The organism is Pseudomonas sp. MM211 (assembly GCF_020386635.1).
Taxonomy (GTDB): domain Bacteria; phylum Pseudomonadota; class Gammaproteobacteria; order Pseudomonadales; family Pseudomonadaceae; genus Aquipseudomonas.
This window is the reverse complement of record NZ_CP081942.1, coordinates 652577-666630: the sequence shown is the minus strand read 5'-3', so window position 1 is coordinate 666630 and position 14054 is coordinate 652577. Positions and strand designations below refer to the sequence as shown.

Here is a 14054-nt window from a genome sequence, read left to right as displayed (position 1 = left end):
CGTGAACCTTATCCATGGGCGACATGGCCGAATCATTTCCCGACTCGGTAGGCCAGTGTCTACGGGGCAGGTCGCCGTTAGCATGCCGATGTCGCTGGCAGGTAAATGAACGACAGGTGCGTTGCGCACAATCGCGGCAGAGACAGGGCCGGTGAGCGGCCTGCGTGCGCGAGAGAAACGACCATGTCGAACGAATTCCTCTATCCCGTTACTACCCAGACCTGGAGCAATGGCCGCCACGTGGTGCGTTGCGTCAAGGTCATCCAGGAAACATGGGATGTGCGCACCTTCTGCTTCATGGCCGATCAACCGGTGCTGTTCTTCTTCAAGCCGGGCCAGTTCGTCACCCTGGAACTGGAGATCGAAGGCCAGCCGGTGATGCGCTCCTACACTATTTCCAGCGCGCCCTCGGTGCCTTACAGCTTCTCCATCACCATCAAGCGGGTGCCGGGCGGCAAGGTGTCCAACTGGCTGCACGACAACCTTTCCGAAGGCCAGGAGCTGGCGGTGCATGGCCCGGTCGGGCTGTTCAATGCCATCGATTTCCCGGCGGACAAGGTGCTGTTTCTCAGTGGCGGGGTTGGCATCACCCCGGTGATGTCGATGGCGCGCTGGTTCTACGACACCAACGCCAACGTCGACATGGTCTTCGTGCACAGCGCGCGCTCACCCAAGGACATCATCTACCACCGTGAGCTGGAGCACATGGCGGCGCGCATCAACAACTTCAATCTGCACGTGATCTGCGAGAAGCATGGCCTTGGTGAGGCCTGGTCGGGCTATCGCGGTTATCTCAACGAGCCCATGTTGCAGCTGATGGCACCGGACTACCTGCAGCGGGAGATCTTCTGCTGCGGGCCGACGCCTTACATGGCGGCGGTCAAGCGGTTGCTCGAGGCCAAGGGCTTCGACATGAGCCGCTACCACGAGGAAGCCTTCGGCCCGGTACCGGCGGACGTGCGCGAGGAGGTCAAGGAACTGGCCGAGCAGGCCGCCGATGCGCCGGACGTGCCAGCCGCCGACCTCAACCAGGTGGCATTCACCAGCACCGGCAAGAGCATTCAGGTCGGCCCGGGCGAGACCGTGCACGCGGCAGCGGCGAAACTCGGGCTGCATATCCCCAAGGCATGCGGGATGGGGATTTGCGGAACCTGCAAGGTGCTGAAGACGGCGGGCGATGTGGACATGGAACACAACGGCGGGATCACCGACGAGGACGTGGCCGAGGGATACATCCTGTCCTGCTGCAGCGTGCCGCGTAACGACGTGAGCATCGATTACTGACCGCTCGAGTCACTGATCAGAAAATAGCCAGCTTTGCCTAGGCCCTGCAGCGCCTGGGCTGTAGGCATTGTCGTACAGCTTATCCACAGCCGGGCACACAGCAATTGTGCGCAAGCTTCGTTGTTGATCATTGCACTATCCTCGGTTGATCACCTGCGATATCAACTGGCAGTCCTCATTTGGCGCGGCGACGCGGGAAGTGATCGAAAATGCACCACTATCCGACAGGCTTCGCAGGCATTGACATTTGAGCATCGCTGGACAGGTTATCCACAGCTGTATGCACAGCTATTGTGGGGAATCTGCGGCCTTGCTCAGGTTTGCAGCGGCCTTGGTGGACTTATCAACCTCATGAAATCGTTCGTTTTTTGATCGCTTGCCTGCAAGCGCCGTGGATACCGGCCTCTAGCGGAGTGGCGACAGGTTATTCACAGTTTGATCCACGGACTTTGGGGGAAAAGGCTTAGTAGGTTTATTCACCTGTACACAGCTCTAATGCCTATCGAGGTTTCTCGACGGCCTTGGCGCTGGGGGTTCGACTGGTGATCAGAAAGTGATCAGTCCGCCCCAAGTGCCATTCCCATTGGCGTGTAGCCTGGTCTGAACACTTTATGCACAGGTAAGCGCACAGCTTCTGTGTGTAGATAACTCTCCAACTTGTTGAAATCGAACGTTTTTCAATCGAATCCCAGCAGCCCTCTGTTGGCGAGGGATGTAGCGGTTTACCTACAGTTTATCCCCGTCATCATCCACGGATTATGGGGACGGCTGTCCACAAGGCGCCAGCAACGCTACCGAGGTGCTGTGGATGAATCGATCACTGGGTTGACTGATCAAATAACAATCAAGTCGCTACGAGGCCCGTGGTATATGGGTTGCAGCTATATATCCACAGCTTGTGAAAGGGGTGCTGCACAGTGAATGTGCGTAACCCGTAAGGCAACTTATTGAAATAGAACGTTTTTTGTACGAATCGCCAGAGGCGCCGAAGTGCCTGCCCTGCAGCCCGTTGCCGACAGCTTATCCACAGCATCGTCCACGTGATCTGGGGATGGTGTCAGTGATTATCCCCAGCCGCCTGAAATGGTCGCTTGTCAGTAGACGCTGTGCCACCAAGGATGTTGTCCCTCGCAAAACTGCAGCGTTGCTGTGCTGATGCCCGCGCACCGGCCAGCCGTGGCTTTTATCCACAGAGTCTGCCAAAGGTTGGAGGTTTGCGAGAAGGGTAGGTGGATCAGGCGAGCGCCGCGATCCACCTTATTTGCTTGTCTTCAGGGCGTGCGCTCAGCCGGCCATGACCTCGCGGATATCCGCTGCCAACTGGCGGACGCGGGCTTCTTCGGTGTCCCAGGAGCACATGAAGCGTGCGCCACCGGCACCGGTTAAGGTGTAGGTGCGCTAGCCGCCGCTCAAATAGCTTCGCGGTCAACGTAGATATCCGGCGCAAGGCCGGGGCGTCGCCCCTTGAGGGATCTTGGGGGAGGCACGAGTTGACCGCAGTTATGGTGTGGGCAAGGGCTTGCAGCGCCACTCATGTGTGCCCTCTATTCGTTCAGTGTCTCTAACAGACCAGTTGCCAGCCTCACCGATCAAACAGAAGCGCTTGTAGAACCACGCTCTTCGATGCTTCTGGTCGCCGGCCTGTAGAAAAACTTCGTAAATGTCTGGCTTGAGCGCTTGAGGTGGCACCTGGTTTTCTAAGGAAACAACAGGTTGGCCATATTCGATGCAGGTGTCCGATCGTAGTCGTAAGGTAGAACTTGTGGCACCGGGTGGTGTACTGGCTTCCCACACTTGAGCCGACGGACGATTGACTTGAACCGCATACAGCACTACATGATTTTCATCGAGGCGAGCCTTGCGGGAAAAGAAACCAGGCACCTCATAGGTTTCGTCGGCACCTATGCATAACGCGCCATTGCGTATCCATGCGCGCGCGTCACCATCGTGGTGTCGAGACATTGCATGCACGTCACATAGAAAGCCGAAGACCAGTACGGAGAGTAGAGCGCTACGGTAGCAATTTGCGGTCATTTGGATTGCTCAGGAAATCGCTAAGGACTCTCTTGTAAATATCTATGCTGGTTACTCGGCGACCGCTGGCGCTCCTCGTGGAGTTACCGGTCGACCAGCAATAGTAATCGGCGATGACATCGCCTTGCTGTTCCATATTGAAATCTTGCAGTTTATCGCCCGGCTTCAGTTCGTACTGATAAGGGTCACCCAGAAGCCCCCAAAGTTTGCCAGGGTGCAGCAGAAGACCATGTAGTTTCACCCAATACCCCAGTTGGTACTGCCATACATGCACCATCTCGTGCATGAACCAATGTCGGTCATGAGGAAGAAGGGAGAAGTCGTCTTTATAGTAGTCGGGGTTGAAATACATCTCGCCATTCGGGGTCATCGCAGTATTGTCTGGCTGTAGCCCGAAAGGTAGGTATTCCTCACTGTGGATCTTGATCTTGGTGTAATCGACCGAGTCTTTGAACAGGCTTTGCGCCATGGCTAGCTCGCCACTGGTCAGCACCCGAAAATTGTCGCTTTTGCTCACTGATAAAGGCGGTACTTTCGCTTCTGCACTTGCTGCGGTTTGCACGCCATGTAGAGGAATTGATAATCCATTCGATTGGGTGGGGGCATGCCGATCGCAGCAGTTCGTAGTGAGTGCCGGTGGCAGCAGGTGCACACTGGCTATGGCCATTTGCGTGAGTGTTCGTATCGTTTGGGTCGTGCCAGATGTATCGGTAATCCCTTTCTGAATCGAACCATCTTCTAGGGTCACCCTATAAGGTAGGCATGAATAGGGTTGGCCATTAGAGGCAGAGAGTTGCAACTGGCAGCTAAAGACTCCAGGCAGGGGGATAGGGGGAGTAAAGGGGGCAGGGACGTGCTGATTACCAACCAGTACATCTCCAGATCCCGTAATAATTGTGCCGCCATGGCTGGTCGAGCTGCCGAGAAAAGCGATGGGTAATCCGTTGACCAGAATAGTGCTCATGCCTTCGGCTACAGTGTCGCCGCAAGTACTTCTATCGCCTACGCGCAAAGCCGGTAGGCCGTTGATCAGAACGTCGGGGGAGCCGGTAACGGTAGGGTTAACGGCGTGTCCCGGGAGTGGACAGGAGTCTTGATCGCTTTGGCGAGCTGCGGGCTTGGACATGTATTTGCTTCCTGCAATAGGATCAGGCAGGCCTGGTTGGCTCCAGTGGCCCGCTTACTTGGTGTCTAGAACGTAGTGAATGTTGCCCAAACTACCGTTCTTATTCCATGACGTGTGTCGTTTTTCACCGAAGCAGGGGCGCAGCGGGCAATCTAGCGTGTGGCTATTTCGGTTTTAAGCTGCTTGCTATGCATCTGTGCAGCGTTATGGAGGGCGATTCGCTTGTCTGGACTGGCAGGGCGCAGTACGCCCTGCCGTGGCCGGCCGGAGCAATGGACTTAGGCGCTCATCACTTCGCGGATATCCGCTGCCAACTGGCGGACGCGGGCTTCTTCGGTGTCCCAGGAACACATGAAACGTGCGCCACCGGCGCCGATGAAGGTGTAGAAGCGCCAGCCACGGTCGGTCAGGGCGGCAATGGCGGGTTCGGACATCTGCAGGAACACGCCGTTGGCTTCCACCGGGAACATCAGGCTGACACCGGGCACGTCTTCCACCAGCCTGGCGAGCAGTTGTGCGCAGTGATTGGCGTGGTTGGCGTAGCGCAGCCAGGCGTCGTTCTGCAGGATGCCGACCCAGGGCGCCGACAGGTAGCGCATCTTCGAGGCCAGTTGCCCGGCCTGCTTGCAGCGGTAGTCGAAGTCTTCGGCCAGCTCGCGGTTGAAGAACAGGATCGCTTCGCCGACTGCCATGCCGTTCTTGGTGCCGCCGAAGCAGAGTACGTCGACACCGGCTTTCCAGGTCAGCTCCGCCGGGCTGCAGCCGAGGAAGGCGCAGGCGTTGGAGAAGCGCGCGCCGTCCATGTGCAGGTGCAGGCCGAGCTCCTCGCAGGTCTGGCTGATCGCCTGGATTTCTGCGGGGCTGTAAACGGTACCGACTTCGGTGGCCTGGGTCAGGGTCACTACGCGGGGTTTGGGGTAGTGGATGTCCTTGCGTTTTAGGGCTATCTCGCGGATCGACGCGGGCGTCAGCTTGCCCTGCTCGGTGTGGGCGGTGAGCAGCTTGGAGCCGTTGGAGAAGAATTCCGGCGCGCCGCATTCGTCGGTCTCGACGTGGGCGGTCTCTGAGCAGATCACGCTGTGGTAGCTCTGGCACAGCGCGGAGAGGGCCAGGGAGTTGGCGGCGGTGCCGTTGAAGGCGAAGAACACGTCGCAGTCGGTTTCGAACAGGCTGCGGAAGTGGTCGGCGGCGCGGGCCGTCCATTCGTCGTCACCGTAGGCGCGCTGGTGGCCTTGATTGGCTTCTGCCATGGCTTCCCAGGCCTCGGGGCAGATGCCCGAGTAGTTGTCGCTGGCGAATTGCTGGGAATTGTCGGGCATTGGAAAATCCTTGTCTGCTGCGCCCCAACCGGGCGTATGCCGCTACTTTAGCCCGCCTTGCCCAGGCTTAGAACTCGCTGGCGCGACATATTGTTCAGGGCAATCATTCTGAACTCACGGCGGTCTGTGGGCTCACAAAGCAGAGAGTCGTAATCAAAGACTCACCGATTCCACGCTACAGGAGCCCACCATGAGCTACCGTCATCTGATCGCACTTCTCGCACCGCTCGCCTTCGCCCTCCCGGCCGTGGCAGCTGAACCCTGGTCCCCTGAAGCCAAGTCGACCTTCGTGCAGGAATGCGTGAAAGGCGCTCAGTCCGGCCACTCTCAGGAACAACTCACTGCGTTCTGCGATTGCGCCGCGACCAAGGTCAGCGAAGAGTTCAGTGAGGCCGAAATGGCCGAGATGAGCAAGCAGGTTCCGCCGGATGCCGCGCTGCAGCAGCGCCTGGTCACGGCCTCGAGCAGCTGCAACGCCAAACTGCAGTAAGCCTCGAACTGGCGGCACAGGGTTCAGCCCTGCGCCGCCTTCTGATTTGCGTCGAGGCAGCCACAGCCTCTACCGTGCAGCCTCATCTCCCAGCGTGACGCGTGCACATGCCTCCAGCACCACTTGCTCAGCCAATGCCTTTCGGCCGTGACGCGGCCCTTGATCTGATCAAATGGCTGGCGCTGCTGACCATGCTGATCGATCACCTGCGCCATGTCTGGCCCTCCCTGTATTTCCTCTACGTACCTGGCCGCCTGGCCTTTCCGCTGTTCTGTCTGGCCATCGCCGCCAACGTCGCACGGCCGAGAGTGGGCGATTCCAGTGCTGTCTCGCTGAGTTATCTCGGCTGGTTGCTACTGTTCTCGCTGCTCTCCGAGTGGCCTTATCGGCTGCTGGTGCCCACGGCGGAATCGCTCAACGTGCTGCCGACCCTGGTGCTCGGCCTGCTCATCGCCAACGCTGTGCAGCGCCCGCAGCCCCAGGCCTGCTGGTTGGGTGGGGCTGCGCTTTTTATCGCTGCGTTCGGCCATGAGTGGCTGATGTTCGGCGCTTTCGGCGCGGTCTTGCCGGCGGCGTTCCTGCTGGCGCTGCGCAAGCCTTATGGCGCTTGGCTGCTGCCGATGTTGTGCTGCCTGGCGGCCAACTATTGGGCGCCTTTCTATCGCGACGCCGCTCGGGGCGACCCGTTCGCCTGGAGCGTGCTCGCCATCTGCCTGTTCGCCCCGCTGCTCGGCCTGCTGCTGTTGCGCACCCGTCCGCCATTCCCGGTACCGCCGGTACGACGCTGGGCCTATCTGTTCTATCCCGGGCACTTTCTCGCGCTGGTCGCACTGCGCTTCATCTGAGTTTGCGGCATGTGCAATTGCGACACTCGGTCATGTCGCAAACGCAATCTCCCGTGGCGTGCATAGGCATCTGGTTCTCGAGGGCGAGTCATACCATCGCTGCAACAAGACTCATATCGAGCAACCGAGCCAGATGCGGCGCCTCCAGGCGCTTCGGGGAGATACGTGATGTTCAGCAAGCAAGATCAGATCCAGGGCTACGATGACGCACTGCTCAGCGCGATGAATGCCGAGGAGCGTCGTCAGGAACATCACATCGAACTGATCGCCTCGGAAAACTACACCAGCAAGCGGGTGATGGAGGCGCAGGGCAGCGGGCTGACCAACAAGTACGCCGAAGGCTATCCGGGCAAGCGCTATTACGGCGGTTGCGAGCATGTGGACAAGGTCGAGGCGCTGGCCATCGAGCGCGCCAAGCAGCTGTTCGGCGCCGACTACGCCAACGTGCAGCCGCACTCCGGTTCTTCCGCCAACTCCGCCGTTTACCTGGCACTGTTGCAGCCCGGCGACACCATTCTCGGCATGAGCCTGGCCCACGGCGGCCACCTGACCCACGGGGCCAAGGTCAGCTCGTCCGGCAAGCTGTACAACGCCGTGCAGTACGGCATCGATACCGACACCGGGCTGATCGACTACGACGAGGTCGAGCGCCTGGCCCTCGAGCACAAGCCGAAGATGGTCGTAGCTGGCTTCTCCGCTTACTCCAAGACCCTGGATTTCCCGCGTTTTCGCGCCATCGCCGACAAGGTCGGCGCCTACCTGTTCGTCGACATGGCCCACGTTGCCGGTCTCGTTGCGGCTGGTCTGTATCCGAACCCGATTCCCCTCGCGGACGTGGTGACCACCACTACCCACAAGACCCTGCGCGGGCCCCGTGGCGGCCTGATCCTCGCCAAGGCCAACGAAGAGATCGAGAAGAAACTCAACGCTGCGGTATTCCCCGGTGCCCAGGGCGGCCCGCTGATGCATGTGATCGCCGGCAAGGCGGTGTGCTTCAAGGAAGCGCTCGAGCCTGGCTTCAAGGATTACCAGGCGCAGGTCATCAAGAACGCCCAGGCCATGGCCGAGGTGTTCATCGAGCGCGGTTTCGATGTGGTCTCCGGTGGCACCGACAACCACCTCTTCCTGCTCTCGCTGATCAAGCAGGGCATCACCGGCAAGGATGCCGACGCAGCCCTCGGTCGCGCCGGCATCACGGTGAACAAGAACGCCGTACCCAACGATCCGCAGTCACCGTTCGTGACTTCCGGCCTGCGTATCGGTACGCCAGCGGTCACCACCCGCGGCTTCAAGGAAGCTCAGTGCCGTGAACTGGCTGGCTGGATAAGCGACATCCTCGAGCACCTCGGCGATGCCGATGTGGAGGCTCAGGTGGCCGGCCTGGCTGCCGGGCTGTGTGCCGATTACCCGGTGTATCGCTAACGCATCGTCGTTGTCGTGGCAGCCGGCTTGGCGGCGATCGGTCTTACCGGTCGCCAGCGAGCCGGCTCCTACGTTGGAACAGAATTCAGGAGTCCCCCATGCAGCGCTATTCCGGCTTCGGCCTGTTCAAGCATTCCTTCAGTCACCACGAAAACTGGCAACGCATGTGGCGCAACCCGACTCCCAAACCGGTGTATGACGTGATCATCGTCGGCGGTGGCGGGCATGGCCTGGCTACCGCCTACTACCTGGCCAAGGAGTTCGGCGTGAAGAACGTCGCCGTGGTCGAGAAGGGCTGGTTGGGCGGTGGCAACACCGCACGTAACACCACCATCGTGCGTTCCAACTACCTGTGGGACGAGTCCGCGCACCTCTACGAGCACGCGATGAAGTTGTGGGAAGGTCTATCGCAAGACCTGAACTACAACGTCATGTTCTCCCAGCGTGGTGTGTTCAACCTCGGTCATACGCTGCAGGACATGCGTGACATCGAGCGCCGCGTCAGCGCCAACCGTCTCAATGGGATCGATGGCGAGGTGGTCGATGCCAAGCAGGTGGCGGAGATGATTCCCTACCTCGATTGCTCGAAGAACACCCGTTACCCGGTGCTCGGTGCCTCTCTGCAGCGCCGTGGTGGCGTTGCCCGTCACGACGCCGTGGCCTGGGGTTTCGCCCGCGCCGCCGACGCCCTGGGCGTCGACCTGATCCAGCAGACGGAAGTCATCGGCTTCCGCAAGCAGGACGGCGCGGTAATCGGCGTGGAAACCAGCAAGGGCTTCATCGGCGCCAAGCGCGTCGGCGTGGTCGCCGCCGGTAACTCCGGTCACCTGGCCAAGCTCGCCGGCTTCCGCCTGCCGCTGGAATCGCACCCGCTGCAGGCGCTGGTCTCCGAGCCGATCAAACCCATCATCGACACGGTGATCATGTCCAACGCCGTACACGGTTACATCAGCCAGTCGGACAAGGGCGACCTGGTCATCGGCGCCGGGATTGACGGCTACAACGGTTACGGCCAGCGCGGTTCCTATCCGACCATAGAACACACCCTGCAGGCCATCGTCGAGATGTTCCCGGTGCTCTCGCGCGTGCGCATGAACCGTCAGTGGGGCGGCATCGTCGACACCACGCCGGACGCCTGCCCGATCATCGCCAAGACCCCGGTGAAGAACCTGTTCTTCAACTGCGGCTGGGGCACCGGTGGCTTCAAGGCCACGCCAGGCTCGGGCAACGTGTTCGCGGCCAGCCTGGCCAAGGGCGAGATGCATCCGCTGGCCAAGGCCTTCTCCATTGAGCGCTTCCACAATGGTGCGCTGATCGACGAGCACGGCGCAGCCGGTGTGGCGCATTGATTTTGGCGCCCTCTCTCGCTGAGAGAGGGACGATGGTTTTCTGGAGGTACCGAACATGTTGCACATCTTCTGCCCTCACTGTGGCGAACTGCGTTCCGAAGAAGAATTCCACGCTGGCGGCCAGGCGCACATTCCCCGCCCGGTGGATCCGAACGCCTGCACCGATGCGCAGTGGGGCGAGTACCTGTTCTTCCGCGACAACCCGCGTGGCATCCACCACGAGCTGTGGATTCACGCAGCAGGCTGCCGTCAGTACTTCAACGTCACCCGCCACACGGTGAGCTACGAGATTCTCGAAACCTACAAGATCGGCGAGCGCCCCAGCGTCACTGAGGCTTCGCTCGCCGAGAAGAAGGCCGTCGACCAAGGAGTAACGGCATGAGCCAGGTCAATCGTCTTTCCCAGGGTGGCCGCATCGATCGCAGCCAGCCGCTGACCTTCAGCTTCAACGGCCAGACCTACCAGGGTTATGCCGGCGACACCCTGGCCGCCGCGCTGCTGGCCAACGGCGTCGACGTGGTCGGCCGCAGCTTCAAGTACTCCCGCCCGCGCGGCATCGTTGCCGCCGGCGCCGAGGAGCCCAATGCCGTGCTGCAGATCGGTTCCGCCGAAGCGGCGCAGATCCCCAACGTGCGGGCAACCCAGCAGGCGCTGTACGCGAACCTGACGGCCACCAGCACCAACGGCTGGCCGAGCGTCAACACCGACCTGATGGGGATTCTCGGCAAGGTCGGCGGCGGCATGATGCCGCCCGGCTTCTACTACAAGACCTTCATGTACCCGCAGAACCTCTGGCTGACGTACGAGAAGTACATCCGCAAGGCCGCCGGTCTCGGTCGCGCGCCGAAAGAAAACGACCCGGATATCTATGACTACCTGAACCAGCACTGCGACGTGCTGGTGGTCGGTGCCGGCCCTGCCGGGCTGGCTGCAGCCCTGGCCGCCGGCCGCAGTGGCGCCCGGGTCATTCTCGCCGATGAACAGGAAGAGCTCGGCGGCAGCCTGCTCTCTACCCGCGAGATGCTCGACGACATGCCAGCTGCCGAGTGGGCCGCCAAGGCCATCGCCGAGCTGCAGGCCATGCCGGAAGTGACCCTGCTGGCGCGTGCCACGGTCAACGGCTACCACGACCACAACTTCCTCACCATCCACCAGCGCCTCACCGACCACCTCGGTGAAGTCGCGGCAATGGGCCAACCGCGCCAGCGCCTGCATCGTGTGCGTGCCGGTCGCGTGGTGCTGGCCACCGGCGCCCACGAGCGCCCGCTGGTGTATGCCAACAACGACGTGCCCGGCAACATGCTGGCCGATGCCGTGTCGACCTACGTGCGCCGCTATGGCGTGGCGCCCGGACAGAAGCTGGTGCTGTCGACCAACAACGATTACGCCTACCGCGTGGTGCTCGACTGGCTCGACGCCGGTCGCCAGGTGGTGGCCGTGGCGGACGCCCGCAGCAACCCGCGCGGCAGCTGGGTCGAGGAAGCGCGGCGACGTGGCGTGCGCGTGCTCACCAGCAGCGGTGTGGTCGAGGCGCGTGGCAGCAAGCGTGTCACCGGTGCGCGCATCTGCGCCATCGACGCTGCCAGGCACAAGGTCACCAGCCCGGGCGAGACTCTCGACTGCGACCTGATCGTCAGCTCCGGCGGCTACAGCCCGGTGGTGCACCTGGCGTCGCACCTTGGCGGTCGTCCGGTCTGGCGTGAAGACATCCTCGCTTTCGTGCCGGGTGACGGTTTCCAGAAGCGTCATTGCGCTGGTGCCGTGAACGGTGTGTTCGGCATGGGCGACAGCCTCGCCGATGGTTTCGAAGCCGGTGCCAAAGCGGCCGCGGAAGTGGGCTTCCAGCCCGTGAGCGGTACGCTGCCGAAAGCCGAGAAGCGCATCGAGGAAGCGTCGATTGCACTGTTCCAGGTGCCGCACGACAAAAACACCGCACGTGCGCCCAAGCAGTTCGTCGATCAGCAGAACGATGTCACCGCCGCCGGTATCGAGCTGGCCACCCGTGAGGGCTTCGAGTCGGTCGAGCACGTCAAACGCTACACCGCGCTGGGCTTCGGTACCGATCAGGGCAAGCTGGGCAACATCAACGGTCTGGCCATTGCCGCCCGTTCGCTGGGCATCAGCATCGCCGAAATGGGCACCACCATGTTCCGCCCGAACTACACCCCGGTGACCTTCGGCGCCATCGCCGGTCGTCATTGCGGCGATCTGTTCGAGCCCAAGCGCTACACAGCCATCCAGAAGTGGCACCTGGAAAATGGCGCCGAGTTCGAGGACGTCGGCCAGTGGAAGCGCCCCTGGTACTTCCCGAAAAAAGATGAAGACCTGCACGCCGCGGTGGCCCGCGAGTGCCTGGCCGTGCGTAATGCGGTGGGCATTCTCGACGCCTCGACCCTGGGCAAGATCGACATTCAGGGCCCGGATGCTCGCGAGTTTCTCAACCGCGTCTACACCAACGCCTGGACCAAGCTGGACGTGGGCAAGGCCCGCTACGGCCTGATGTGCAAGGAAGACGGCATGGTCTTCGACGACGGCGTAACGGCCTGTCTGGCCGACAACCATTTCGTCATGACCACCACCACTGGCGGCGCTGCCCGCGTGATGGAGTGGCTGGAGATCTACCACCAGACCGAATGGCCGGAGCTGAAGGTGTACTTCTCTTCAGTGACCGACCACTGGGCGACCATGACCTTGTCCGGCCCCAACAGCCGCAAGCTGCTGGCCGAAGTTACCGACATCGACCTGGACAAGGACGCCTTCCCGTTCATGACCTGGAAGGAAGGCACTGTCGGCGGCGTGCCGGCGCGGGTCTTCCGAATTTCCTTCACCGGTGAGCTGAGCTACGAAGTCAACGTCCAGGCCAACTATGCCCTGGGCGTGTGGGAGAAGATCATCGCCGCCGGCCAGAAGCACGGCCTGACCCCATACGGCACCGAGACCATGCACGTGCTGCGTGCCGAGAAGGGCTTCATCATCGTCGGTCAGGACACCGATGGCTCGGTCACCCCGGACGACCTGAACATGGGCTGGTGCGTCGGGCGTACCAAGCCGTTCTCCTGGATCGGCTGGCGCGGTATGAATCGCGAAGACACCCTCAAGGAAGGCCGCAAGCAACTGGTCGGCCTCAAGCCGGTGGATCCGAACAAGGTACTGCCAGAAGGCGCGCAACTGGTCTTCGACCCCAAGCAGCAGATTCCGATGACCATGGTTGGTCACGTCACTTCCAGCTACATGAGCGCCGCGATGGGCCATTCCTTCGCCATGGCCCTGGTCAGGGGCGGCCTCAAGCGCATCGGCGAGCGCGTCTTCGCGCCGCTGGTCGATGGCAGCGTGATCGAAGCCGAAATCGTCAGCTCCGTGTTCTATGACCCGAAAGGGGATCGCCAGAATGTCTAACGCCAATCTTTATCAGCAACGCCCTGCCGACATCGCCGGGCAGTCGTCCCTGCACCATGCCGGGTTGCACGAATTGGCCGGCAAGGGCCGCCAGGGCGCTGGCGTCACCCTGCGTGAGAAGAGCCTGCTGGGCCATCTGGTCCTGCGTGGCGACGCCGACGATGCCAATTTTGCTGGCGGTGTACACAAGGCCCTCGGCCTCGAGCTGCCGGGCGCACTGACCTTAGTGGCCAACGGCGATACCTCTCTGCAGTGGCTGGGCCCGGACGAATGGCTGCTGATCGTGCCAGGCGGCAGCGAGTTCGAGGTCGAGCGCACGCTGCGCGAGACGCTGGATGGTCAGCATATTTCGGTGGTCAACGTCAGCGGAGGGCAGACCCTGCTGGAGCTGCGCGGGCCCAAGGTGCGCGAGCTGCTGATGAAGTCCAGCAGCTACGACGTTCACCCGAAAAACTTTCCGGTGGGCAAGGCGGTAGGCACGGTGTTCGCCAAGTCCCAACTGGTGATTCGCCGCACCGGCGAGGAGACCTGGGAGCTGCTGATCCGCCGCAGCTTCTCCGACTACTTCTGGCTGTGGCTGCAGGATGCCAGCGCCGAGTACGGGTTGGCTGTGGAGGCCTGAGACCGCGAGCAGGATAAAAGCAGTGACTAACTGTGGGAGAGGGCGGGGACGCCTAGTCCATGCCCGCGAAAAGTCACGGGCATGGCCCGTTCCCACAGACCGCCGCTCCTGCTTTGCTTTACCACTCCCAAAGGCTGCGTATGGACGCAGCCAATGACGCTCCACAT

The 14054-nt window shown here is 61.4% G+C and carries 10 protein-coding genes and 2 pseudogenes; 8 read left to right on the top strand and 4 right to left on the bottom strand.

All coding sequences use genetic code 11. The features are described 5' to 3' along the window. Positions 1–183 precede the first annotated feature (183 nt). Positions 184–1284 carry a glycine-betaine demethylase subunit GbcB gene (gbcB, locus tag K5Q02_RS02960; protein WP_225836213.1) on the top strand — a complete coding sequence of 367 codons (1101 nt, stop codon included), beginning with the start codon at positions 184–186 and terminating at the stop codon, positions 1282–1284. Positions 1285–2568: 1284 nt separating this feature from the next. On the opposite strand, the pseudogene K5Q02_RS02955 reads toward gbcB, so the two are convergent. From K5Q02_RS02955 to K5Q02_RS02940, 4 genes and pseudogenes are all read right to left on the bottom strand, one after another. Then, positions 2569–2682, bottom strand: a pseudogene (locus K5Q02_RS02955) (threonine aldolase); the annotation flags it as partial. A 613-nt stretch (positions 2683–3295) separates the two neighbouring features. Then, entirely contained in the window at positions 3296–4282 is a 987-nt protein-coding gene (locus K5Q02_RS02950) for a PAAR domain-containing protein (protein WP_225839955.1), read from the bottom strand. A gap of 66 nt (positions 4283–4348) precedes the next feature. After that, positions 4349–4444: pseudogene (locus tag K5Q02_RS24295) on the bottom strand (PAAR domain-containing protein); the annotation flags it as partial. Positions 4445–4722: 278 nt separating this feature from the next. Continuing rightward, complete coding sequence (locus tag K5Q02_RS02940; RefSeq protein ID WP_225836211.1) at positions 4723–5763, bottom strand: threonine aldolase family protein; 1041 nt, start codon at positions 5761–5763, stop codon at positions 4723–4725. Between the two features lie 190 nt (positions 5764–5953). Between K5Q02_RS02940 and K5Q02_RS02935 the strand changes: the two genes are divergently transcribed. From K5Q02_RS02935 to K5Q02_RS02905, 7 genes are all read left to right on the top strand, one after another. Then, a complete protein-coding gene (locus K5Q02_RS02935) occupies positions 5954–6253 on the top strand; it encodes a hypothetical protein (protein ID WP_225836209.1) in 300 nt (99 codons plus the stop codon). Positions 6254–6360: 107 nt separating this feature from the next. Next, positions 6361–7098, top strand: a complete 738-nt coding sequence (locus K5Q02_RS02930; protein ID WP_225836208.1) for a TraX family protein — start codon at positions 6361–6363, stop codon at positions 7096–7098. Between the two features lie 168 nt (positions 7099–7266). After that, entirely contained in the window at positions 7267–8520 is a 1254-nt protein-coding gene (gene glyA, locus K5Q02_RS02925; protein ID WP_225836206.1) for a serine hydroxymethyltransferase, read from the top strand. Positions 8521–8618: 98 nt separating this feature from the next. Then, the gene (locus K5Q02_RS02920) at positions 8619–9869 is read left to right on the top strand and encodes a sarcosine oxidase subunit beta family protein (RefSeq protein WP_042553863.1); all 1251 of its coding nucleotides are present in this window, start codon (positions 8619–8621) and stop codon (positions 9867–9869) included. A gap of 55 nt (positions 9870–9924) precedes the next feature. Then, entirely contained in the window at positions 9925–10251 is a 327-nt protein-coding gene (locus tag K5Q02_RS02915) for a sarcosine oxidase subunit delta (RefSeq protein ID WP_225836204.1), read from the top strand. Next, a complete protein-coding gene (locus K5Q02_RS02910) occupies positions 10248–13265 on the top strand; it encodes a sarcosine oxidase subunit alpha (RefSeq protein WP_225836202.1) in 3018 nt (1005 codons plus the stop codon). Before K5Q02_RS02915 ends, K5Q02_RS02910 begins: the two co-directional genes overlap by 4 nt. Then, positions 13258–13887 carry a sarcosine oxidase subunit gamma gene (locus K5Q02_RS02905; RefSeq protein ID WP_225836200.1) on the top strand — a complete coding sequence of 210 codons (630 nt, stop codon included), beginning with the start codon at positions 13258–13260 and terminating at the stop codon, positions 13885–13887. Before K5Q02_RS02910 ends, K5Q02_RS02905 begins: the two co-directional genes overlap by 8 nt. Positions 13888–14054 lie beyond the last annotated feature (167 nt).